A 22022-nucleotide genomic window follows, 5' to 3' on the forward strand; every position below is an offset into this window, starting at 1 on the left:
TCCTTACATTTCTCTCTCACTTCTTACATTTTTGTAACAATTTCTTTTCCGCCCCTGAAATCAATTTTAACGGCAGTCCCCTGCTCTACCTTGGAATCCGCCCATATCTTTGCCCCGATTCTCTCACAAATCTGTCTGCAGAGATAAAGCCCCAGGCCTGTCGCCCGCTTATCCTCCCTGCCCTTTTCACCGGTAAATCCCTTTTCAAAAATTCTTGGAAGCTCCTCTTTGGCAATGCCTATGCCTGTATCCCTGATACAGAGAATCCCCGGCTTTTCCAAATAGATTGTCACAGAGCCTTCCTGGGTATATTTTAAGGCATTGGATAAAACCTGCTCAATTACAAAGGAAAGCCACTTTTCATCGGAAACCACCGTCTCCTCTAAAGGTTCATAAATAAGGGCAAGCTTTTTTATAATAAAATCCCCCCGGAGCTTTCTTATATTTTCCCGGATAACATCATCCAGATTCACATGGGAAAACACATAATCGGAAGAATGGTCCCCCGTTTTAAAGTAGGTTAAAACCATGTCCACATACTGTTCCATGTGCAGAATATCCGATGCCATTTTCCTGGAAAGCACAGTATCCTCCCCGGTTAAAGAAAGGCGTATGGAGGCGATTGGCGTTTTTATCTGATGCACCCAGACGGTAAAATAGTCTTTCATCTCCCGGTATGCGGCGGCGGTTTCATCCTCCCTCCTTTGCATTTCCCCCCACAGATTTTCAATGATGCTCTGGTAATCTTTCTCTAAAACAGTTCCTTTCCCCTGAAAATCCTTTTCCAAAACCTCCCGCACCTCTGCCCCCCCAAGGGACTGAAAATGAACCAGCCTTTTATGTCTTTCGTATGCCCGGTACAAACCCTGCCCCAGAAAAGCTGTCCCTGCCAGAAAACAGAGCAGGGACGGGTAAAAAACTGCAGCCAGCGGGAGATGGTACAAAAAAAATACAACGGCAAATATAAACACAAACAAACACTCCATAAAAATAACAGACAGATGATCCTTAAGATAGCGCCCGGCAAAGGTCATTTTCTCTCCTCCTCCATGTAATATCCTGCCCCAAACTTTGTTAAAATAAAATCTTTCAGTCCGTTTTCCTCCAGCTTTTTCCTAAGCCTGCCAATGTTTACCGTCAGGGTATTGTCATCTATGTAACAGTCCGACTCCCACAAAGCGTCCATGAGACGCTCTCTGCTCACAATCCTTCCCTTGTTTTCCATCAAAAGGGACAAAATCCTGTTTTCGTTTTTGGTGAGTTCTATAACCGAATCCTGGTAATTTAAGGTACTGTTTTCCACCTTAAGAAACGCCCCTTTATGCTCTAAGACAGGCATAACCTGGGCAAAATCGTAACTACGGCGCAAAAGGGCCTGTATCTTTGCTATCAATACGTCCATGTCAAAGGGCTTTGCCACAAAATCATCGCCCCCCATATTCATGGCCATAATCATGTTCATATTGTCAGAGGCGGAGGAGAGGAAAATTATGGGGACATTGGAAAGTTTACGGATTTCCCTGCACCAGTAATATCCGTCAAAAACAGGAAGGCCGATATCCATCAGCACTAAGTGAGGCTCTGTCTCGGCAAACTCCTCCGGTATTTTCCGAAAGTTTTTTACGCCGTAAATTTTAAGTTCCCATTTCGCTCCCTTTGCCTTTACTTCGTCTAGGATTCCCTTATCGTCCTCCACCATAAAAATGCGGTACATCTTATACTCTGCCCTCCAGAATTTCTAAAAATCTGCCGGGAAGGACTGCCGGCACCTGGGAATTGGCAAAATCATCTGTATTTCGTGTAATAATATACCTGGCTCCCACACTGCCTGCACATCGATCCTGGAGACAATCTTCAAAATCTTTAAATTCTCTCATTTTTATAGCCTTAACAACTTCCTCATGACCCACTCCTGCCACCTGTATAAAACTACAGATGTTTAACATCCACTCACGACGTTTTTCCTCCGGCACCCTCCGTAATATATACCACAGATTAGGAATGGAGTGAAACGCTATATATCCCTGAATTTCTTTTCCCGCACATTTTCTCATAATCTCCGAAGCCGCTTTCTCATAGGGTTCCCTTTTTATAAGAAAATCAATAATCACATTCGTATCAATCAATACGATCATAGCGTTCTTTTCGTGCCTCCTCTAACTCTCTGTCCGGGTCAAAATCTTCCGGCAAATACTGGCAGATTTCGTTCCTTGCTTTTTCCAAATCGGCAAATGCCCGCATACCCTCAGAATTATCAAAATCTTTTGCATGTGATTTCTGAGGCATAAGCCTTTGTATCACTTCAATCAAAAAACTCACATTATCATCTGATAAACCACGTATCATCTGCACTGCCTGCTCCTGCAATACCGACATAAAAAGCACCGCCTTTCCTTTGTCTTTCTTACATATATTATACTCCCGGCAGAACTAAAATCAATGATTATGATATATTCAATCTAACTTTCCATACACGTCCCCGGGCACATATGCCTTTACATATATCCCCTCCGGCCGGTACTCCTCCTCCAAAAGCTCCCCTTTGCTGCGGATAAGCTGTATCATACCTGCTTTGTCATAGGGAAATACCCGCTCCACAAGAATCTTATCCTCCCGGAGAAATTCCTCCAACACCGCCTTTACTTCCTCTAAGCCCTGTCCGAATTTGGCGGAAATATTTATGGCCTTGTCTGCGGTAAAATCATGAAGGGGCTCTAAATCCCGGCGCAGATCCTGTTTGTTAAAAAGGGTGAGGATTTTCTTGTTTTCGATTCCCAGATTCCGCAAAGTCTCATATACAATATGCATCTGCTTTTCCGCCTGAGGGTTTGCTGCATCCACCACATGGATAATGTAGTCTGCATACTTTGCCTCCTCTAAAGTACTTTGAAATGCCTCAATTAAGTGGTGGGGAAGTTTACGGATAAATCCCACCGTATCTGTCAAAAGTATCTGCTGTTTTCCGGACAGCTCCAAAAGCCTGGTGGTAGGGTCTAATGTGGCAAAAAGCATATCCGCCTCCAGCACATCTCCGTTTGTCATAGCGTTTAAAAGGGTGGATTTCCCCGCATTGGTATAGCCCACTATGGCAGCCACCGGAAATCCCTTTTTCACCCTGCTGCCCCTTGTAATCTCCCGATGCCTTGTCACCTCTTCTAACTCCCGTTTCAGCTGGGAAATACGCTTGCCAATCAGCCGTCTGTCCACCTCAAGTTTTTTCTCTCCCGGCCCCCTGGTTCCAATCCCTCCCCCTAAGCGGGACATGGATTTGCCCAGGCCCGTAAGACGGCTTAGGCGGTATTTTAACTGGGCAAGCTCTACCTGGATTTTTCCCTCCCTGGTAAAGGAATGCAGGGCGAAAATATCCAAAATCAAAAGGGTTCTGTCCATAATTTTTACATCTAAAATTTCAGAGAGATTTTTCAACTGGGCCGGGGATAACTCATCATCACACACAATCCCTGTAGCCCCCGTTTCAAAAATAAGCTCCTTTACTTCCTCCACTTTCCCTTTTCCCACATAAGTGCCGGGATGGATGCCCTCCCTGTTTTGAATCAGCATACCTACGGTGTCGGCTCCCGCCGTCTCCGCAAGTTCAGAGAGTTCCTCCAGGGAATCCTTAGCGTCATCCCCCTCCTGTTCACTGACTCCCACTAAAATTACTTTTTCCCGCTGCTTTTCTATCCTGGTAAAATCTTTCATAAGCCTCCTGCTACTGCTCTGATTTCTGTTCTGACTCCGTTTCCTGCTCCGTTTTTATCTCTGTCCCCTGCAAAGCTTCTGTCCCCTGTTCCGTCTCCGGCACATTTTCCGTTTCCGGTTCACTTTCTGTCTCTGTCTCCTGCCGGTTTTTCCCCAAAAACAGATATTCCCGCTTTGCCGCCTCATCCTCAGGGTAATCCTTTAGGTAGCTTTCCATAGCCTCCTTTGCGCTGTCATAATCCCCGCTGTACTCGTAAGCCGCTATCTGGTTGCTGCGCAGCTCCTGGGCATTTGTCACTTTCTGCTGGTTTAATCCCTGGTTAAAAAGTTCCAAAGCCTTGTCATAATTCCCCTGCTCCATCTCCTTTAACCCTTTTTCATTGTAGGCCACGCTGCTTTCCGGGTACTCCTCAATATAAGCCCCGATACATGCTTCAGCTTCCTCTGTTTTTCCCTGTCTCTGGTACACCTGGGCAAGATAGAGGTTCCCCTCCACATCCCCTTTGTCCACAGCTTTTAAAAGCTGCTCTTCGGCTGAGGGCAGATCCTCCTTTAAAAGATAAATCTGCCCCTTTACCGTATAATTCCTGGCAGTTCTCCCGGCCCTTTTCTCAAGGGCCTGGGCAAGATATTTTTCCGCCTCATCTGTATAACCGGCTCCTTCCAGACTGTTATAAATATGGAGATACATCTCGTCGTCGGAAGCATATTGAATCGCTTTGTCAAAATCTTCTTTTGCCTTATCGCTCTCGTTATTCTTTAAGTATACGCATCCCCGCAAAAACCATGCATCCGCATTTTTTTTGTCGTACTCAAGGAGTGCGTCATATGTCTCAATAGCCCCGGTAAGGCTTCCCGATGCAAACTGGGCCGCTGCTTTATAATAGCAGATATCCACCTCATTGGCCCCTAATCCCCTTGCCTCATCCAAAGCATTGTTAAAGGCTTCTTCCGCCTCCTCATAATCTCCTTCCTCCATGGCGTTTAACCCGATTTGCCGGTACGCCTCCTCTTTTTCCAGCCGCTCCTCACTTGTACTGCAGCCATTTGCCAGGGCAAGTCCCATACAAAACAAAGTCCCTGCCAGCATATATCTTTTTTTCCCTCTCATTTTTCCACTACTCCTTCCTTGGGCCTTGTAATATCTTTAAGCCACCCGTAACTCATATAATGCTTATACACCACCGGAATTTTCCAAAATTCATCCAGACATAAGATAAAGTACACCACCATAGGGGGCAGTTTCCACACAAATGCGCTTAAAAATCCCAAGGGCACACTGATACACCACATCACAATAATATCACATATCATTCCAAACCTGGAGTCTCCTCCTGCCCGGAAAATCCCGGCTATAATCAAAGTATTCATAGCCTGTCCAATCACATAGTACCCGCTAATCCAAAGCATAACCCCCAGGTAATCCTGGGCCCTGTCCGTAAGGGAAAAACAGGAAAATACAATAGGGCGCAGGCTTATCACAACAAGACCGGTTACAATCCCCACCAAAAGTGTGACATGGCATGCCCTGGAAGCGTCCTTTCTGGCATCCTCAAGACGCCCCTCTCCGATTTCAATTCCCAAAAGCACAGATGCCCCTGCACCCAGGGCAAAACATAAAATCGTACACAAATCCCGCACTGTGGTCACCACGGAACTGGCGGCCACCATATCCCCATTCATATGTCCCATAATCACAGAGTACATGGAAAAGGCCACTGTCCAGGCACAGTCGTTTATCAATGCGGGAATGGAATACTTTAAAAAGTCCTGGAATAAAAGTTTATTCCTGCCAAACATTACATTCAACTGAATCCGAAATGTCTTTCCCCGAAGTGCGTCTATCAGACACAAAAATATTTCCACCGTCCTGGCAATCACAGTGGCCAATGCAACGCCAATCACTCCAAGTTTCGGCGCTCCCAAAAGCCCGAAAATAAACACTGCATTTAACACCACATTAAGGCCTAAAGCAATAGCGCTTATCAATGTACTGATTTGTGCCCGTTCCATGCTCCTTAAAGCGCACAGGTATACCTGGGAAAAACTCATCATCACATAGGATATTCCGATCACCCTTAAATACCCAGCGCCAATGGATATTAAAGTATCATCCCCTGTATAAATTCTCATGAGTATTTCCGGGATAAAAATTGCACCAAGGGCAATCATTGTGGTAATCACCAGGGCAATTTTTATGGCAATTCCCATAACCGACTGGATGGAATCCGTATCTTTTTTCCCCCAGTACTGGGAGGAGAGCATGGTAACTCCCGAGGAAATCCCAAAAAATAACCCCGACAAGAGAAACTGGAACTGATTTGCCAGGGAAACTGCCGAAAGTTCCGTCTGCCCCACATATCCCAGCATTAAAACATCCGCAGAATTCACTGCGTTTGTTATGAAATTCTGAATGGTAATGGGAATTACTAAAGCTGCTAAAGAACGGTAAAATGCTCTGCTTTCTGCTTTCATAAAAACTCCTTATATGAATCTAAAACCAATGTTACTGTAGAAAAAACAAAGACGGAGAGCCTAAAAAGCATCTCCGTCTGTCTTATTTTGGAAATTAACATACACAAGATTGTAATTCTGTAAGGTCTCTCATCACCTGTTTTTTGGGAACCACACAAACAAAAGTTCCTGATAAATCCTGCTCGTTCCCGCCTATCACCCGAACCCATCCGGAAACAAACATGGTATTATTTTTCTCAAATTCAATCTTTATGTATTTCATCGCCGTCAAAAAGCCTACACCGCATTTCCAGACATTTTCCCCATGTTCTGTTATGCTTTTATAGCCTTTTTTCCTAAGAAACTCTGATACTTTACGCTGTGTTTCTTCTATCTGTGAACACGCCACCTTTACCGTGGTCCGCTTTATTTTCCGCTTCACACAAAGCCCCACTGCCATAAGGGCAATCCCCACTGCCCCAATGATAAACAAAACTGCAAAAAAGGGCATTAAATAAGCGATAATATCTTTAGAGAGAGTTCCTGTCAAAAACAAAGGTATCACACAAAAAACAACTGAACAAATTGAAAACAGCAGCATCGATAAACCAATTAAAAACATGGAATTTTCTCTCCTCTCCGTTCGTACTGTAATGCATTTCTATTAAATATACTATAAGTCTTTCTATAAGTCAATCAGTGCCTCTGGAATTTTTCAGAACTAAAAATTTCACTTCAGTAAAGATGAGCAGATTCAGCCCCTTTGACATTCCGTAACGGCACAGCTATAATAACTTTATAATTTTCTCCCAAAGGCGGTGATTCCTATGAAAATGAAAAATATTTTAGTGGTGGAAGACGATGTTTCCCTGTCCGCCGGGCTTACCTATGCCCTGGAAAAAGAGGGATATTGCGCCACCCATTGCAGAAATGCTGCCGACGCCTTGAAAAAAGCCGCCGAATTTCATTTTGACCTTGCACTTTTAGATATGCAGCTTCCCGACGGCTCCGGCAAAGAGATTGCCCTGCAGCTAAAGCCTTGCAACACTCCAATTATATATTTAACCATCGTGGACGATGAGGATGAAATTGTAAAATCCTTGGAGGACGGCGCCAAAGATTACATGACCAAACCTTTTCGGATGCGGGAACTTCTAGCACGGATAAAAAAAGCCCTGAATGAAGAAAAAGAAAACGGCGATATACTAAATATCGGAGAGGCGGTCATTGACGTTTCTGCAGGAAAGGTCTTTATAAATAAACAGTTCATCCCTCTGACGGCTTTGGAGTACCGGCTTTTGCTGATATTTGCACAAAATAAATCTGTTCTTTTAAAAAGGGAACAGATTCTGGAACGCATATGGGATATCAGCGGCAATTTTGTTGAGGACAACACACTCACTGTATATGTGAAACGCCTCCGTGAAAAACTGGGGGATGGGGTAAGTATTACAACAGTCAGGGGGATTGGATATCGTGTGGATTCGTAAAAAAGAACTTTTATCCTTATCGGAAGGGATTCGCAGGGCCCTTGACGGACAGCCTTTTGACCCCCGGAATAATAAGGAAGGCGCCTTTAGTATTTTAAAAAACGATATTTATACATTAACTCATTCCGGGCAGGAGCAAAAAAATGTTCTGGCAGAAGAAAAAGAACATTTAGCTGAATATTTATCGGATATCTCCCACCAGTTAAAAACCCCCATTTCGTCTATACTTCTTATGACAGAGTTAATGGCTGACGCTCCCGAAAAGACAAAGCAGGAATTTCTTCAGAGCATAAAAAAGGAAATCCGCCATATGGAGTGGTTAGTTACCGCTCTCTTAAAAATGGCTAAGCTTGATTCCTCCGTAACAAATTTCCATAGAGAAGAAATACCTGTGAGCCTTCTCTTAGGTGAAGCTCTAAAGTCCGTGGAAATTATACTGGATATCCGAAACCAGACCATATGTCTGAAAAACGACTTATCATTATATTGTGACAAAAAGTGGACTGGGGAGGCTTTGATTAATCTTTTAAAAAATGCCTCGGATTTTTCCGTGGAAAACAGCGAAATCCTTGTAGACTGCGGCGAAAATCCTCTCTACCACTGGATATCCATTACGGATACCGGGGAAGGTCTTAAAAAGGAGCAAATTGCCCGACTGTTCCGCAGATTTGAAAGTTCCGGAAAGGAAAACGGCTACGGAATTGGGCTTCCTCTTGCCCTTTCCATCATGCGGGGTCAAAACGGTGATATAGCGGTTTCCCCCGGGGGACATGGAAGCGGTGCAACATTTTTTATGAAATTTTATAAATAGTCACCTGGGAGTCACTTTACTTACTTATAGTATGAAATAAGATATGAAATATTTTATGAGAAAAGAGGTATCCTATGGAAATTTTAGAAGTAAAGGATCTGACAAAGATGTACGGGAGCGGCGATACCCAGGTGACTGCCTTAGACCATGTGAGTTTTCAGGTAAAAAAAGGGGAATTTGTGGCCATTGTAGGGGCATCGGGCTCAGGGAAATCTACCCTTATGAATTTAATCGGCGGAATAGACCGGCCCACCTCAGGGGATGTGATTGTTGACGGCAAGGAAATTTTTGCCATGAGTGAAAGCGCCCTGGCAATTTTCCGCCGGAGAAATATCGGCATTGTCTACCAGTTTTATAATTTAATTCCCAACCTCACCGTAGACGAAAATATTATGCTCCCCTGTCTATTGGACAACCGTAAGCCGGATGAACAGAAATTATCAAAGATTGTGGAAATGACAGGATTGTCACACCGCAGGGATCATCTGCCTGGGGAACTTTCCGGCGGCCAGCAGCAGAGGGTGTCCGTGGGCAGAGCCCTCATAAACGACCCGGCTTTTATTTTAGCCGATGAACCCACCGGAAATCTGGACAGCAAGGCGGGCAGGGAAATTATGGAACTTCTCCTCTCCGCCAACCGAAAAGCAAACCAGACCCTGATTTTGATTACCCACGATGAAAATATCGCATTGCAGGCGGACAGAATCATAACCATCAGTGACGGGCGGATGATAAGAGATGAGGTGATGCGTGTATGAATATCTTGTGTTCCTTTGCTTTCCATCAGTTAAAAAGAAAAAAGAGCAGAACCATAATTACGGCTGCAGCAATCACCCTGTCCGCCGCATTGCTTACGGCAGTGGTTAATTTTGCAGCAAGCGGCAATACCATGCTCTCCGGCTTTCTGGGCAGTGACTACGGCCTGTATGGCAATGCCTACGCTTTTACTTTGCTCATTCCCGCCGTATTTTTGGCAGCTCTTATTATTGCCATGTCCATTATCGTTATCTCCAATGCATTCCGCATGAGTGCAAATGAACGGATTTCACAGTTCGGCACTTTAAAATGCGTGGGGGCCACCAAAAACCAAATATATAAAACTATAATGTATGAGTGTATCCTGCTGTGCACCGGGGCCATTCCTCTTGGTATTTTATTGGGATATCTCTTAAGCTTTGCCGGTATCGGGGTTGTAAACCTTTATATCGAAGACCTGAATGTCCTGGTGCGCTCTATGATGAAGCAGGTTAATTTTCATCTCTCCTTTGTTTTTTCTCCTGCTGCCCTGATAATTTCCCTTATCATTTCCCTGGGAACGGTTCTGTTTGCAGCTATGCTCCCTGCCAGGAAGGCCATGGGCATTTCAGCCCTGGACTGTCTGCGGTTTGGAGGCGAAACAGACACATCGGGATATAAGCGCACGAAAATTAGGATTGATGCAAAAAGAAATATTGAATATCAGCTGGCCAAAAAAAACGTGTCCTCCAACCGTAAACAGATGCATTCAGCGGTTACCGCCCTTTCCATCAGCATCATGCTGTTTGTCACTATGAGCGGGTTAAAGGAAATTGCAGAGGGAATACAAAATTATATCTATCAGGATCATGGATGTACCGTAGTTGCGGATTACACAGCCAAATTTAAAAATACCATTCATCCCAAAACCGGGCGGAGGCAGCAGGAATGCGCTTATCCCATTGATGCACAAACAGCGGAAGAGATTACGGAAAAACTGAAAGGTTACCAGGACACAGACATCTACGGAAGCGGGCAGGATTATTCCACCTACGCTGCTATTCTTACCCCCCAGGATTTAACAGAAGATATGCAGAAGGTCCTGTCCCGGCAATCCGGTGAAAAGCCGGAAATTATTTTGGACGTGGAGAGAATTATTCTGGATGATAAACATTACAGGGAAGTATGCGCACAGGCAGGAACAGATTACGGCGGAACTATCCTGCTTAACGATTATAAATATAACGATAAGGGAACAGAACGGCATATTCCTCCTTTGTCAATGACAGCATCCACTCTGAAACTGGAAAAAGCGGACGGCAGCCTGGATAATATAAATATTGACGGCGTGCTGACAGTTTCGGAAATCCCAAAGGAACTTATGTATCCAAATACAAATCCCATCCGGCTTATTGTCCCTTCTGAGGGAATCTCCCTGCGAGGATATAACTGGATGGCATCCCCGGAGGATGAGGAAGGCTTTATGGAATATGCCAGGGCCGTCCTGGAAAGCTATTTCCCCCAAAATGGCATGGACTATGAGGAAGCAGGATACACAAGCAGAGTATATGGCGCACAGGACTTTGTAAAAATAATGAATATCGCAATTATCCTTGCGGCTTTTTTCCTCTATGCCTTTGTCTTTCTCTTAGGACTAATTGGCGTACTGAACGTCATAAGCACTGTCAGCTTCCAGATAAAATTAAGGGCCAGGGAGCTTGCCGTTTTGCAGAGTGTGGGAATGTCCTCTGAATCCGTACAGAAAATGCTTAGCATAGAAAGCGTGCTCTGCGGGGGAAAGGCGCTGATTTTCGGTCTTCCAGTCGGTATGTGTATCGTATTCCTTATGGCCCGCTGTGTGAAAATGTTGTTTCCCATTTCTTTTCACATGCCATGGGCGGCCATTGCTATCACCCTTATCCTGTCCTTACTTGTCATGTGGGGAACGGTGCGCATTTCGGCAAGGGCACTGAAAAAGCAGAATATTATAGAGACGATCAGAATTTAAAATGGACTGGAAAAATTGCCTGTGTGCATAGAAATGACACAGGCAATTTAACTTCGTCCATCACACGTTCCCAACATACACATTTTCCAGATACTTCCCAGCCGTCTTGGCAAGGCGGAAAAGATGCTCCACATCCGTGGCTTCTCTGTCCTTCATGCGGTACTGTGGAAAAAAGCGGGTGATATGGAGAGGAATTGACGGACATAAACTGGAAATCCATTTGGCCTGCGCCTCCATATCCTCAGGAGAATCGTTTTCTCCAGGTACAATCAGCGTAGTCAGTTCCACATGGCAGCTTTCCGCCGCCCTCGCAATAAAAGCTTTCACCGTCTCCAGATCTCCCCCAAGCTTCCGATAATACTCCTCACGAAAGCCTTTCAGGTCAATATTCATGGCATCTATCCAGGGCAGCAGTTCCTCAAGCACTTGCTGCGAAGCAGTACCGTTGGTCACAAGAACATTAAGCATGCCGTATTCTCTCACCAGCCGGGCCGTATCACGGACAAACTCCCAGCCCACCAGAGGCTCGTTATAAGTATAAGCTACGCCAATATTCCCTGTCTCTTTCTGTCTTTTCCACGTTAGCGCTATTTCCGCAAGCTGTCCGGGAGAGACATCCCTCACATTAATCTCTCCTTTGTCCATCATGGAAATCTTGTGATTCTGGCAGAAAGGGCATCTGAGGTTGCAGCCATAGCTTCCCACAGACAAGACCATACTTCCTGGATAATAATCGCGCAGAGGCTTCTTTTCAATGGGATCAGGCACCAAGGCAGTAATCCAGCCGTAATTTTTGCAGATAATTTCTCCGTCTTCGTTTTTCCTTGCCCCGCACAGCCCCGTCTGTCCAGGCTCCAGTGCACAGTGATGCATACATACCTGGCAAATTGTTTTCATCAGAAATCATCTCCTGTTCATTCAGCAACTTATCCTGCCTTTATTATATCCGTAAAACCCCCTTCTGACAACAGAAAAAAATCTCCACTTTTGCCCCGCCGGTTTCTTCCGAATTTGCAAGCAATACCCTTCCGCCATGCCATTTGGCTATTGTTTCTGCAGAAAACAGGCCAATGCCATAATGCCTTCCGCCGCTTCTGCTTGCATCATCCATAAAAAACTGTTCTGTTCCGTGCAGCAATGCTTCTTTGGTAAAGCCGCTGCCCATGTCTTCCACCGTAAATGTCAGCTTCCCATCCTGTTCTTCCATAGAAATATGAATCGTACCGCCTTCCACAGTGTATTCTGCCGCATTTATTATAATATTCATAACAGCTCTTACTATCTGGTCATAAACAATATATACTGTTTTGCTGTCCCACTTCTCTTTCCAGTTAATTTTTAAGCGGTAAACCTCTGCTAAGCCCAGAGTCTGTTTCCTGATATCCTCAAGGAGATCTGCTGTCCTTACTTTTTTAACATTATATTGATAACCATCTACAGATTGGGTTACTTCTATCAATGTCTGTACATAATTCTGTATCTGGGATGCACTGCTTATCACGTATTCCATATAATTTTTCTGTTCTTCTGTCAGGTCTGTCTCAGAAAGCAGCTCTGCATTACCTCTTACGACAGTAAGGGGTGTTTTTATGTCATGGGCCAACGCAGACATTTGTCTGTTTTTATCCTGCTCTGTCTGCCATTGCCGTTCCAGAGAATCTTTCAAAGCAATTCTCATCTCATTGATTGACAAAAGGCAGTCATCAATCTCTTTCACTCCGCAGTAAGATACCTCATATTCTAAATCCTGATTCTTAATTTTCTCTGCCGCTTTCATTACCGGCTGAATTTTTTCCTTCATCTTTTTTCCAAAAAACATGGAAGGCAGTAAAATAATTGCCATTCCACACAGAACAACCATAATTGTCATGAGATTCTGCGGCTCTATGAAATGTTCCCTCAAAAACGCCGACCGATACATTGGGGTCAGTCTGTACTGCAGGACAACATACTCCTTCGGACGGTAAATAACTTTATAAAAATACCTTCCTGATACAGCCCCCTGATTTGCCGCATTCCAGGCAATTTCAAGGGAGTTTTCCGACATATTTCCCTTAAGTTTCTCACCTTCCAAAGAAAAAATCACATAGCGGCAAAGCGGCGGTATCATATCCTCCGTCACTTCATCCGCCTCCTGAATCAAATCATATGCCTCATTAATTTTCCGTTCTGCGTAATTCGCCGGATAAATACGGCCTGTGTTTACAAGAACGTTAAATATAAAAATTGTGCATACCCCCAAAGTGAACAGTGCCAAAAGCATAACCAGTACATATCTCATAAAGATTCTGCTCAATGTTCTTCTTTTTCCCATTTATATCCAATCCCCCAAACTGTTTTTATGGGCATACAATTATAGTCTGAAAACTTTAACCTAATATTTTTGATATGGGTTGTAATTGTATTGTCATTACTCTCGCTGTCAAATCCAAATACCTGCTCCAAAATCTGCTCTTTTGAAAAAATCTGCCCGCAGTTTCTGGCAAGAAACTCACAAATTTCATACTCCGTCTTTGTGAGGGGAATTTCCTTATTGTCAACCGTCATCTGCTTTAAAGATAAGTGAAAGCAGACACGCCCAAGAACCATTCTGACAGAATGCTCCCGATGTTCCCGTCTAAGATGCGCAGCAATTCTTGCACGGAGTTCCATAACCCCAAATGGCTTACAGATATAATCATCTGCTCCCAGAGACAATCCATTTACTAAACTGCTTTCTTCCGTCTTTGCTGTGAGAAACAAAATGGGACAGTCTACAAGTTCCCTGATTTTTAAACACAAAGAAAATCCGTCTATTCCGGGCATCATAATATCCAGCAAAATCAAATCATAATTAGTAACTTTTTCCATATTGATTTTTAGCGGGTTGCTCACTTTAGTAACGAAATGCCCATCTTTATTCAAAACATTCCCTACCAAATCAAGGATTGCCGCATCATCATCCACCACTAATATTTTCGCCATATTTTCCCTCTATTCCGATACTTTATTTCCTGTCCAGTGAAAGGCCCACCAGAGATAATATACCATACTAATCACCGTAAAGATACAATATATTGGCATTACAGGCTCCATTTCATTTATTGCACCGGATTCCCCCAAAGCAGTCTTTAAATACATGTACGGTATTCTTCCGGTCCAGGAAACAGGTATGTACTTCCAGATAAATATTCCAAGGTTCGTAAGCATCAGTGCACAGACAAGTCCGGAAACAATTCCCGCCCCAATGGACACTCCTTTTCCAAACCGAAAGGCAAAAACCGTCTGCCATATATAAAGGGGGATACTGCTGCACCACATGAGAAAGGCGGCCATCATATATATTCCTATGCTCACTGTACTTCCCCCAAGGATTTTAGAAAAAGCAAACCAAAACAGTACTGTAGTCAATATGATTGAAAACAGACTAAATATAAGCAGAAGCAAAACCTTTGACAGAAATGCCGCCGTCTTTTTTTGTAAGGTAAGCAGATTCTGACACCCTCCGGCATTTTGTTCCTGCTCCATGATACTTGCGGTAAATATTCCAATGAGAACCGGAAATCCTGCTCCAATTGTCTGATAGAATGCAATTATTTTTGTATTCTCATTCCATACAGAAAAAGAATAATACAGGAAAAACAACCCGCAGGTTAAAACCGGAATCAGAACATGGGCAAATAGAATCGGAATCCCTTTCATTTTTAACAGATCTGCATGAAGATTCTTTCTAAACATTCTATTTCACCTCTCTCTTGTCAAACCAATTTAAAAAAAGAATCACAGCAAAAACAAACCATATAAAAGATAAACAAATGCCCGGAAGGACTACCCCCGTATCCAATAGTGAATTGCCGGCTTCCGCCCTGATTCCATTGGGCAATATGTAAAGAAGCGGGCAGAGAATCCGCATAGGAATCGATGACGCCGACAAATACCATTTTCCTGTTGGTGCAAGGATTGTACCGCCCACCGTAAGAAACAGGGAAATCAGTACTTCCGCAATCATTCCAAATCGTTCACTGAAAAATAAAAATAATGGTATCTCCCACAACTGTGCAATCGTAAGTACGAATACTGCAATCATTGCCCCGCCGAAAGGAACACAAGTTGTGAGTAGAAATCCTCCTAAACAAGCGCCTAAAAATATGATACAATTTGACGCCAGAATCACACATCCCATATAGATAATTTTACCCAGCATCAATTTTCTTTTGCCTGCAGAAAGTGTCATCAAATTATAGTAGCCTGTTTTTTTCTCCTGCATCACAGAAAGATAACAGATAATGGCAAGCATTCCGGGCAGCAGCAGTGTATACCACCAGTTCCATACACTCTCTGCATATGCATTTGTCATTCCTAATGTAAGCACAAATGCCAAAGCAAATGTAACCATGGGAAATCCCCAGATAAATACCCTGCCCATGGACTTTCTTGTTTTCTGATATTCCGCCTTCACAATATTAATCACAAATTTCACCAGCCTTTTTATTTTTTCTCACAACATCCATAAAGAGTTCTTCCAGATTCTGCCCCTGTTTAAAGGGACCTTCGTATCCTAAAATACCACTTGAAATAATACCCACATAATCTGCTACTAACTGTACTTCCGATAAAATGTGGCTGGAAAGTATGACCGTAATTCCCTGTGCCGAAAAGGAACGTATCAGTTCCCGAAGTTCTTCTATTCCCATTGGGTCTAACCCATTCATAGGCTCATCTAATATTAAAAGCTGCGGTTCTCCCAATAATGCCACGGCAATGCCAAGTCTCTGTTTCATCCCCAAAGAAAACTGCCCTGCTTTCTTTTTCCCTGTATTTCCAAGGGAGACAATTTGTAATACCTCATCTATCCTTTTTTCATCCGTCCCAAGCAGTAACGATCTGACTTTCAGATTTTCCCTTGCAGATAAATTTTCATAAATCGGCGGATGTTCAATCAGTGCCCCAATCTCCGACAACATATCTCTGCTCCATGGTTTTCCATTAAAGTAAATCTCCCCTTCATCAGGCTTTAAAATACCGGTAACCATTTTTAAAATCGTAGACTTTCCAGCTCCGTTTGGCCCAAGCAGCCCATAGACTTTCCCCTTTACTATATTGAGTGAGACTTTATTTACCGCCTTCTGTTTCTTAAATGACTTGCAGAGTTCTGCAGTTTGAAGCATCATCTCCATACTTATCATCCCTTCTTTCTAGTTTTTGTGAAAAAAGCATAACAAGAAAAAATAAAGAATTTATGAAGATTTCTAAGGAACTATACCACACTAATCTCAAAATAGTTTATCTGTTTCCAGTCCAGCCTTTGCCATATGTCTTTGATAATGCCTGCGTCTTTCAAAGATGCCCCCACATGATAGGCTATCGCCCAGTCAAGAATCAAAAATCTGTCATGGAATACTTTCGTATATTTTATTTTTAACGTTGGATACTGTGCATTCAGCTTCCCGCTTGACATCCTCGTACTTTTGTGATAGTATTACTATCACAAAATAAATATCTACATCACGCCTAGCTATTTTCTCCATTGCTTGCAGGAATAAAGGGGGATTTCCATGGCAGAATCTGAAATCCGTAAACAGCAAATGCAAAAACGCACCGAAAAAATTCTTCATTCCGCTTTAGATCTTTTTTGTGAAAGGGGAATTGAAGATACATCCATTGAGGCGGTGGCAAAAAAAGCCGGCGTGGGGCCGGCCACAATCTACCGTTACTTTGAGACAAAAGCAGAGCTGGCCATCTCGGCAGGCATCTCTTACTGGCAGAGGGTTGCCCATAAATACGCTGGAACTTTAGAGGGGGAAATGTACCTGGGAATGACAGGCTATGGCCAGCTCCAGTGTATTTTTCATCTTTTTGAAAATATTTTCAGAGAAGAAACCCTGTTTTTAAAGTTCTTGCAGGAATTTGATATTTTTGTGCGGAAATATGAGATTTCACAGGAACGGCTGGGGGAATATGAAGAAGAAATTTTAAACCTGAAACCTTATGTGACAAAAGCCCTGGAGAGGGGGCTTAGGGATAAGAGCCTTTCTTTCTCCTATACTGTGGATGAAGTTTATTTTACCATAATGCATATGATGTTAAGCCTTTTGCAGAAACTTGCATACAGCGGCAGCATTCTCTCTTCCGACGGGCAGATCGATTTGTCATTGCAGGTAAAAATCGCAGGAGAATTGCTTTTAAAAGGTCTCAGGAACTGTTAAAAAAGAAAAATCGGAGGGTATGGCATGAAATCGTTATCTACAGGAAAAATATGGCTTTTTGCGGCAGGACAGTTCGGCTGGTCTTTACTGTCGGGATTAATTTCAAACTGGCTGGTCTATTTTTATCAGCCGGACGAAGCGTCTATCGCCCAGGGACAGACTATATTTATCCCCCAGGGGCTGGTGGTTTTGGGAATTTTTACCGTAATTGGAGGCATCACCGCTTTTGGACGGCTTTTTGATGCAATTACAGACCCGTGGATTGCTTCACTCTCCGACCGGTGCACTTCCGAAAAAGGCAGGCGCATTCCCTTTTTAAAATGGGCATCCCTTCCCCTGGCAATTTCCACCGTACTTGTTTTCTGGTCTCCGGTAAATGAGAACAGCCAGTTAAATGCCGTCTTTTTGTTTGTTATGGTCATGGCATACTATCTGTCCATCACAGCTTACTGCACCCCCTACAACGCCCTGATTCCGGAACTGGGGCACAACCAGACAGAGCGGCTGAATATCTCTACCGTAATCTCTTTCACCTTTATCGCAGGCACAGCGGTGGCTTATCTTGCCCCTGTCATTTGGGGTCTGTTCATCCCTGCCTTTGGGCGGGTAAATGCCGTCCGCATAACTTTTGCCATTATGGCGGTGATTGCCTTTGTGTGTATGCAGATTCCGGTGTGGTCTATCCATGAAAAAGATTACGTCAACACCGTCCCCTCAAAGGATACAGCGTTTTCCTCCCTTGCCTCCACCTTTAAAAACGGGGAATTCCGCAAATTTGTGGGCTCGGATATTCTCTACTGGATTGCCATTACCATGTTCCAGACTGGACTTCCCTTTTTTGTCACAAGCCTGTTAAAACTTCCGGAAACCATGACCACCCTGTATTTTGTAGGTATGACCGGGCTCTCCCTGGTATTTTATATTCCCATAAACAAACTTGCCCCAAAGTTTGGAAAAAGGAAACTGATATTAGGCGCTTTTGGAATATTTGCACTGTCCTACTTATACACCGGATTTTTAGGAAAAATTTCTGTGATTTCCCCCAATGTGCAGGGGCTTATTCTTATGGTAACGGCATCCCTGCCCATGGCGGTGTTTGGGATTCTCCCCCAGGCTGTTGTCGCCGACATTGCCCAAAGCGACGCCAAACGCACTGGGAGCAACCGGGAAGGCATGTTTTATGCTGCAAGAACTTTTGCCTTTAAACTGGGGCAAAGCCTGTCCATGCTGTTATTTACAGCCATTTCCACCATAGGCGGCACAGCCGGGACGGGCTACCGTATTGCCGCATTTCTTGCCGCAGCTTTCTGCCTCCTTGGAGGAATTTTATTCCTTTTTTACAATGAAACCAAAATTAACCAGGATATTTTATAGGAGAACCCGGAAATGGAAAAAGGAACCCTGCAGGACATACTGCTGCTGGAAGAAGAATATTGTAATCAGATGGAAACTGTTGTAAAGCCCTATCTCTCAGCGCGAATGACAACAGAATACTGTGAACGTGAGCCTGGGAAAAAGATATTCTATGCCCGCTGCCTTAGTGACCAGCCAAAGGGCGTGGTCATTCTCTCCCACGGTTACACAGAAACCATAGAGAAACATCTGGAAAACATTTACTATTTTCTAAAGAATGGTTATCATGTTTTTATGCCGGAACACTGCGGCCATGGAAGGAGTTACCGGATGTGCCGCGATGTGGAGGATTTATCCCTGGTCCACGTAGATGATTACCGCAGATACATAGAAGATTTACTGTTTGTAAGCCATATGGCAAAAAAAGCCTATCCAAATTTCCCCCTGTGCCTTTACGGCCATTCCATGGGCGGGGGAATTGCCGGGGCTGCTGCCGCCAAAGAGCCGGAACTGTTTTTTAAAATAGTATTGTCCTCCCCTATGATTCGCCCAAGCAGCAAACCCGTGCCCTGGGGACTGGCCTGCCTTATAGCAAAGACCTTCTGCACCTTGGGAAAAAGCGAAGCGTATATCATGGGACAGCATCCCTATGACGGCCTGGAAGCGTTTAAGGACAGCGCCTCTGTGTCAGAGGCAAGATTTCATTATTATCAGAAAATACGGCAAAACCAGCCTTACTTTCAAATGAACGGCGCCTCCTACGGCTGGCTATTGCAGACGGCAGGACTGAATCGGCATCTTATGAAAAAAGCCTGGAAAAACATTACCTGTCCCGTTTTGGTATTTCAGGCAGGACAGGAAACATTTGTCTCAAATAAAGAGCAGGTGCGTTTTGTGAAAAAAATAAACCGGCAAAAAAAGAGCGGAGCTAAACTTGTCCTAGTTCCCGGAGTAAAACATGAAATTTTTAATGCAGGAGCAGAAGTATTGGAGCATTACTGGTTTAAAATTTTAAACTTTTTCTCCTTATACAGTGAATCTGCCAAATCCATGGAAGAAACCCCCGAAAACCTTTGAATGCCAAATCAATTTTATTTATCAAATCCTCCTTCGGGAACAGAGGTATCAAAAAAATCATTCACATCCCGTTTTGTATAAGTATGCTGGTATTTCATAATCATACATGACAGCAAAAGCAGAAAATGATCCGAATCATAGTCCAGGTTATGGCTTAAAACAGATTCTATCTTATTCAGTTTATTTAATACCGTATTCCGGTGGACATACAGAATCCTAGCTGTATGTTTCACATTTTTCTCACAGGAAAGATATGTAAATAAAACTTCCAGAAGATTATTGTTGTTTTCCCTGTCATAATAATACAGCCTGATGATATCCGGATGAGTCAGATAAAGAAAGTTATCCGTGTTATGTGTTTCCACATAGTTCTGGGCACACAGATGAATTACATAGTAGGCATTATACTGCCGGTAAGTGTAAAGCCTTTTGAGGGAAGGAGGAATCTCCAGCCCGTTTCCCAAATCTATGGATGCAGCGGCGGTCAGGTAAAGCGTCCGCAGCATTTCCGGAAAACGGCTCACATAGCTTACCCCCGCCTCCATGCCAAAATGAACAAGCAACTCTGAAAAATCTCCATAAGAAATGTCTAAAATGTCATAAGCCTCCTGTTCCTGTGAGTACAGGACAATCCATTCCTTTCCGTCAAAAAACAGATTGGTATCTGGAAAAAACTCTTCCAGGGCCTGCTGAATTTCCAGCATACGGCCATTATGCTGGGGATATGAATGCCGGAGGATAATACAGGCAATGTACGTGTGTACAGGAAAGGGAAACTCTTTCATGCGAAGACCTATCTCTGCGGAGTCTGTCATACGCATAAACATTATGTCCTTCCAAAAATTCTGGTACATCTGCACCATAACAGGCTGCTGCACCGCAGATTTTCCGGAAAGAATGTCTGCCAAAAACTGCACCGCTGCCTGCACAGAAGTATCGAGAAAAAGCAGATTCACCCGCCTGTCTGTGCTGGGAAGGTCTTTGGGCATTTCACCCTCCCTGCATATAAGATATGTACACCCATCATACACCATACCGCTTGTGCAGGCGGCTTTCCAGTCAGAAACGGAACCTGCAAAAACCGTGCCTCGCTTTGGTTCGGCGGGAGGAGGAAGCAGGAACAAAATCCCCTCCTCCGGCACACAATCACAAAGGGCATTCCTGCACTCCAGTACAACATGATGCAAACTCTGAGACAATTCTTCAAAAGTCATTGATTTTTCCTCCAAGGTATAAGATGTGTTTTTCAAGCCTTCTTTAATTATAACAGTATTGGAAAAGAATAAAACCTCAGCAGCTAAACAATGTGCAAATGTCACAAAGAATATGCATTCAGCACAGAAATGGCTCTATTCTCCTTAAAAGCATTGAAAAACAAATAACGGCTTGGTACAATCGATGTAATAAAATTGGGACAAGAGGTGTCATTGCTATATGGAAAAAGAAGTTCTGATATGCTGTGAGAACCGTAAAATTTATGGCGTTGCCTCTATTTTGGCGGACAATAAAAAGATGCCTGTGGTAATTTTCAGCCACGGCTATAATGGGAGCGCAGACAGTTTTGAAAAATATGCCGGATATTTCCTGGAAAAAGGAATTGCCTCCTTCCGCTATGATTTCTGCGGCGGATCGGTACATTCCCGAAGCAGTATGGCAACCACAGATATGACTATTTTTACAGAAAAAGAGGATTTAATGGCCGTCATTCGCACTGTCAGAAATTGGGAATGGGCAGACCCCAAAAACATCTTCCTCTTTGGTGAAAGCCAGGGCGGCCTGGTCAGCGCCCTCACAGCAGCGGAGCCAGAAGTTATTCTCCGGGGCCTGATTCTGCTGTACCCTGCTTTGTGCATTGCAGATAACTGGAACAGTAAATTTCCCCGGGATGAGGATATCCCCCCGGAAGAAGATTTCTGGGGCATGAAGCTGGGAAAAGTTTTTTTTGCCTCTTTACGGAACGTGGATACTTATTCCTCCATCAGCCATTTCCATGGGCCCGTGCTCATTATGCATGGTGACAGGGATGCCGCAGTTCCGCCGGAATACAGCAGGCATGCAGCTAGGGTATATTCCCATGCACAGATTAAGATTTTTCCTGGGGAAGGACACGGCTTTACCGAAGAAGGGACAAAGCAGGTAATGGAACTGTCCCGGAACACGATTTTAAAATGGATTCTGCCTGAAAAGTAATATATCCAGGCAATACG

General features: G+C 43.8%; 24 protein-coding genes. 8 read left to right on the plus strand and 16 right to left on the minus strand.

Annotated elements, in window-relative coordinates:
- Positions 1-23 precede the first annotated feature (23 nt).
- From D7Y06_RS08790 to D7Y06_RS08825, 8 genes are all read right to left on the minus strand, one after another.
- Positions 24-1034, minus strand: coding sequence for a sensor histidine kinase (locus D7Y06_RS08790; protein ID WP_120407436.1), 1011 nt, complete (start codon positions 1032-1034; stop codon positions 24-26).
- Complete coding sequence (locus D7Y06_RS08795; RefSeq protein WP_120407437.1) at positions 1031-1714, minus strand: response regulator transcription factor; 684 nt, start codon at positions 1712-1714, stop codon at positions 1031-1033. Before D7Y06_RS08795 ends, D7Y06_RS08790 begins: the two co-directional genes overlap by 4 nt.
- A gap of 1 nt (position 1715) precedes the next feature.
- On the minus strand, positions 1716-2135 hold the full coding sequence (locus tag D7Y06_RS08800) for a type II toxin-antitoxin system VapC family toxin (RefSeq protein WP_120407438.1): 420 nt from the start codon (positions 2133-2135) through the stop codon (positions 1716-1718).
- On the minus strand, positions 2119-2376 hold the full coding sequence (locus D7Y06_RS08805) for a hypothetical protein (protein WP_120407439.1): 258 nt from the start codon (positions 2374-2376) through the stop codon (positions 2119-2121). Before D7Y06_RS08805 ends, D7Y06_RS08800 begins: the two co-directional genes overlap by 17 nt.
- Positions 2377-2454: 78 nt before the next feature.
- Entirely contained in the window at positions 2455-3702 is a 1248-nt protein-coding gene (hflX, locus tag D7Y06_RS08810) for a GTPase HflX (RefSeq protein WP_120407440.1), read from the minus strand.
- Positions 3703-3712: 10 nt separating this feature from the next.
- Positions 3713-4813 (minus strand): tetratricopeptide repeat protein, encoded by a 1101-nt coding sequence (locus tag D7Y06_RS08815; protein WP_120407441.1) that lies wholly within the window; start codon positions 4811-4813, stop codon positions 3713-3715.
- The gene (locus D7Y06_RS08820) at positions 4810-6177 is read right to left on the minus strand and encodes an MATE family efflux transporter (protein WP_120407442.1); all 1368 of its coding nucleotides are present in this window, start codon (positions 6175-6177) and stop codon (positions 4810-4812) included. The genes D7Y06_RS08815 and D7Y06_RS08820 overlap by 4 nt, the downstream gene beginning before the upstream one ends.
- Before the next feature lie 94 nt (positions 6178-6271).
- Positions 6272-6778 carry a hypothetical protein gene (locus tag D7Y06_RS08825; protein WP_120407443.1) on the minus strand — a complete coding sequence of 169 codons (507 nt, stop codon included), beginning with the start codon at positions 6776-6778 and terminating at the stop codon, positions 6272-6274.
- A 205-nt stretch (positions 6779-6983) separates the two neighbouring features.
- Between D7Y06_RS08825 and D7Y06_RS08830 the strand changes: the two genes are divergently transcribed.
- The 4 genes from D7Y06_RS08830 to D7Y06_RS08845 all read left to right on the plus strand — a co-directional run bounded on the left by D7Y06_RS08830 (position 6984) and on the right by D7Y06_RS08845 (position 11200).
- The gene (locus tag D7Y06_RS08830; RefSeq protein ID WP_243119186.1) at positions 6984-7646 is read left to right on the plus strand and encodes a response regulator transcription factor; all 663 of its coding nucleotides are present in this window, start codon (positions 6984-6986) and stop codon (positions 7644-7646) included.
- Complete coding sequence (locus tag D7Y06_RS08835) at positions 7633-8457, plus strand: sensor histidine kinase (protein WP_120407444.1); 825 nt, start codon at positions 7633-7635, stop codon at positions 8455-8457. The genes D7Y06_RS08830 and D7Y06_RS08835 overlap by 14 nt, the downstream gene beginning before the upstream one ends.
- A gap of 74 nt (positions 8458-8531) precedes the next feature.
- Positions 8532-9215 carry an ABC transporter ATP-binding protein gene (locus D7Y06_RS08840; RefSeq protein ID WP_120407445.1) on the plus strand — a complete coding sequence of 228 codons (684 nt, stop codon included), beginning with the start codon at positions 8532-8534 and terminating at the stop codon, positions 9213-9215.
- Positions 9212-11200, plus strand: a complete 1989-nt coding sequence (locus tag D7Y06_RS08845) for an ABC transporter permease (protein ID WP_120407446.1) — start codon at positions 9212-9214, stop codon at positions 11198-11200. The genes D7Y06_RS08840 and D7Y06_RS08845 overlap by 4 nt, the downstream gene beginning before the upstream one ends.
- Positions 11201-11260: 60 nt before the next feature.
- Here D7Y06_RS08845 and amrS read toward each other — a convergent pair whose 3' ends face one another.
- The 7 genes from amrS to D7Y06_RS08880 form a co-directional block, all read right to left on the minus strand.
- The gene (gene amrS, locus D7Y06_RS08850) at positions 11261-12097 is read right to left on the minus strand and encodes an AmmeMemoRadiSam system radical SAM enzyme (RefSeq protein WP_120407447.1); all 837 of its coding nucleotides are present in this window, start codon (positions 12095-12097) and stop codon (positions 11261-11263) included.
- A 43-nt stretch (positions 12098-12140) separates the two neighbouring features.
- The gene (locus D7Y06_RS08855; protein WP_120407473.1) at positions 12141-13481 is read right to left on the minus strand and encodes a sensor histidine kinase; all 1341 of its coding nucleotides are present in this window, start codon (positions 13479-13481) and stop codon (positions 12141-12143) included.
- 11 nt (positions 13482-13492) lie between these two features.
- Positions 13493-14164: a response regulator transcription factor gene (locus D7Y06_RS08860; protein WP_120407448.1), complete on the minus strand. Its 672-nt coding sequence runs from the start codon at positions 14162-14164 to the stop codon at positions 13493-13495.
- Between the two features lie 9 nt (positions 14165-14173).
- Positions 14174-14917 (minus strand): lantibiotic immunity ABC transporter MutG family permease subunit, encoded by a 744-nt coding sequence (locus tag D7Y06_RS08865; RefSeq protein ID WP_120407449.1) that lies wholly within the window; start codon positions 14915-14917, stop codon positions 14174-14176.
- Position 14918: 1 nt separating this feature from the next.
- The gene (locus tag D7Y06_RS08870; RefSeq protein ID WP_120407474.1) at positions 14919-15650 is read right to left on the minus strand and encodes a lantibiotic immunity ABC transporter MutE/EpiE family permease subunit; all 732 of its coding nucleotides are present in this window, start codon (positions 15648-15650) and stop codon (positions 14919-14921) included.
- Positions 15643-16356 carry a lantibiotic protection ABC transporter ATP-binding protein gene (locus D7Y06_RS08875; protein ID WP_120407450.1) on the minus strand — a complete coding sequence of 238 codons (714 nt, stop codon included), beginning with the start codon at positions 16354-16356 and terminating at the stop codon, positions 15643-15645. Before D7Y06_RS08875 ends, D7Y06_RS08870 begins: the two co-directional genes overlap by 8 nt.
- Before the next feature lie 80 nt (positions 16357-16436).
- Positions 16437-16637, minus strand: coding sequence for a hypothetical protein (locus tag D7Y06_RS08880; protein WP_330566415.1), 201 nt, complete (start codon positions 16635-16637; stop codon positions 16437-16439).
- A 97-nt stretch (positions 16638-16734) separates the two neighbouring features.
- Between D7Y06_RS08880 and D7Y06_RS08885 the strand changes: the two genes are divergently transcribed.
- Genes D7Y06_RS08885 through D7Y06_RS08895 form a run of 3 tightly spaced genes read left to right on the plus strand, consistent with a single transcriptional unit; the run spans position 16735 to position 19815 of the window.
- A complete protein-coding gene (locus D7Y06_RS08885; RefSeq protein WP_120407451.1) occupies positions 16735-17385 on the plus strand; it encodes a TetR/AcrR family transcriptional regulator in 651 nt (216 codons plus the stop codon).
- Between the two features lie 24 nt (positions 17386-17409).
- Positions 17410-18759 (plus strand): MFS transporter, encoded by a 1350-nt coding sequence (locus D7Y06_RS08890; RefSeq protein ID WP_120407452.1) that lies wholly within the window; start codon positions 17410-17412, stop codon positions 18757-18759.
- Between the two features lie 12 nt (positions 18760-18771).
- A complete protein-coding gene (locus tag D7Y06_RS08895; RefSeq protein ID WP_120407453.1) occupies positions 18772-19815 on the plus strand; it encodes an alpha/beta fold hydrolase in 1044 nt (347 codons plus the stop codon).
- Positions 19816-19829: 14 nt separating this feature from the next.
- On the opposite strand, the gene D7Y06_RS08900 is transcribed toward D7Y06_RS08895, so the two are convergent.
- A complete protein-coding gene (locus tag D7Y06_RS08900) occupies positions 19830-21029 on the minus strand; it encodes a PucR family transcriptional regulator (RefSeq protein WP_147415612.1) in 1200 nt (399 codons plus the stop codon).
- 220 nt (positions 21030-21249) lie between these two features.
- Between D7Y06_RS08900 and D7Y06_RS08905 the strand changes: the two genes are divergently transcribed.
- Complete coding sequence (locus D7Y06_RS08905; protein ID WP_120407455.1) at positions 21250-22005, plus strand: alpha/beta hydrolase family protein; 756 nt, start codon at positions 21250-21252, stop codon at positions 22003-22005.
- Positions 22006-22022: the final 17 nt, after the last annotated feature.

The organism is Roseburia sp. 1XD42-69 (assembly GCF_003612565.1).
Classification (GTDB): Bacteria; Bacillota; Clostridia; order Lachnospirales; family Lachnospiraceae; genus Roseburia_B.

What these genes read in the sequence shown, in the direction of transcription:
- D7Y06_RS08790 (WP_120407436.1), bottom strand. Translation starts at nt 1,034, where the DNA reads ATGACCTTTGCCGGGCGCTATCTTAAGGATCATCTGTCTGTTATTTTT.
- D7Y06_RS08795 (WP_120407437.1), bottom strand. Translation starts at nt 1,714, where the DNA reads ATGTACCGCATTTTTATGGTGGAGGACGATAAGGGAATCCTAGACGAA.
- D7Y06_RS08800 (WP_120407438.1), bottom strand. Translation starts at nt 2,135, where the DNA reads ATGATCGTATTGATTGATACGAATGTGATTATTGATTTTCTTATAAAA.
- D7Y06_RS08805 (WP_120407439.1), bottom strand. Translation starts at nt 2,376, where the DNA reads ATGTCGGTATTGCAGGAGCAGGCAGTGCAGATGATACGTGGTTTATCA.
- hflX (WP_120407440.1), bottom strand. Translation starts at nt 3,702, where the DNA reads ATGAAAGATTTTACCAGGATAGAAAAGCAGCGGGAAAAAGTAATTTTA.
- D7Y06_RS08815 (WP_120407441.1), bottom strand. Translation starts at nt 4,813, where the DNA reads ATGAGAGGGAAAAAAAGATATATGCTGGCAGGGACTTTGTTTTGTATG.
- D7Y06_RS08820 (WP_120407442.1), bottom strand. Translation starts at nt 6,177, where the DNA reads ATGAAAGCAGAAAGCAGAGCATTTTACCGTTCTTTAGCAGCTTTAGTA.
- D7Y06_RS08825 (WP_120407443.1), bottom strand. Translation starts at nt 6,778, where the DNA reads ATGTTTTTAATTGGTTTATCGATGCTGCTGTTTTCAATTTGTTCAGTT.
- D7Y06_RS08830 (WP_243119186.1), top strand. Translation starts at nt 6,984, where the DNA reads ATGAAAATGAAAAATATTTTAGTGGTGGAAGACGATGTTTCCCTGTCC.
- D7Y06_RS08840 (WP_120407445.1), top strand. Translation starts at nt 8,532, where the DNA reads ATGGAAATTTTAGAAGTAAAGGATCTGACAAAGATGTACGGGAGCGGC.
- D7Y06_RS08845 (WP_120407446.1), top strand. Translation starts at nt 9,212, where the DNA reads ATGAATATCTTGTGTTCCTTTGCTTTCCATCAGTTAAAAAGAAAAAAG.
- amrS (WP_120407447.1), bottom strand. Translation starts at nt 12,097, where the DNA reads ATGAAAACAATTTGCCAGGTATGTATGCATCACTGTGCACTGGAGCCT.
- D7Y06_RS08855 (WP_120407473.1), bottom strand. Translation starts at nt 13,481, where the DNA reads ATGAGATATGTACTGGTTATGCTTTTGGCACTGTTCACTTTGGGGGTA.
- D7Y06_RS08860 (WP_120407448.1), bottom strand. Translation starts at nt 14,164, where the DNA reads ATGGCGAAAATATTAGTGGTGGATGATGATGCGGCAATCCTTGATTTG.
- D7Y06_RS08865 (WP_120407449.1), bottom strand. Translation starts at nt 14,917, where the DNA reads ATGTTTAGAAAGAATCTTCATGCAGATCTGTTAAAAATGAAAGGGATT.
- D7Y06_RS08875 (WP_120407450.1), bottom strand. Translation starts at nt 16,356, where the DNA reads ATGGAGATGATGCTTCAAACTGCAGAACTCTGCAAGTCATTTAAGAAA.
- D7Y06_RS08880 (WP_330566415.1), bottom strand. Translation starts at nt 16,637, where the DNA reads ATGTCAAGCGGGAAGCTGAATGCACAGTATCCAACGTTAAAAATAAAA.
- D7Y06_RS08885 (WP_120407451.1), top strand. Translation starts at nt 16,735, where the DNA reads ATGGCAGAATCTGAAATCCGTAAACAGCAAATGCAAAAACGCACCGAA.
- D7Y06_RS08890 (WP_120407452.1), top strand. Translation starts at nt 17,410, where the DNA reads ATGAAATCGTTATCTACAGGAAAAATATGGCTTTTTGCGGCAGGACAG.
- D7Y06_RS08895 (WP_120407453.1), top strand. Translation starts at nt 18,772, where the DNA reads ATGGAAAAAGGAACCCTGCAGGACATACTGCTGCTGGAAGAAGAATAT.
- D7Y06_RS08900 (WP_147415612.1), bottom strand. Translation starts at nt 21,029, where the DNA reads ATGACTTTTGAAGAATTGTCTCAGAGTTTGCATCATGTTGTACTGGAG.
- D7Y06_RS08905 (WP_120407455.1), top strand. Translation starts at nt 21,250, where the DNA reads ATGGAAAAAGAAGTTCTGATATGCTGTGAGAACCGTAAAATTTATGGC.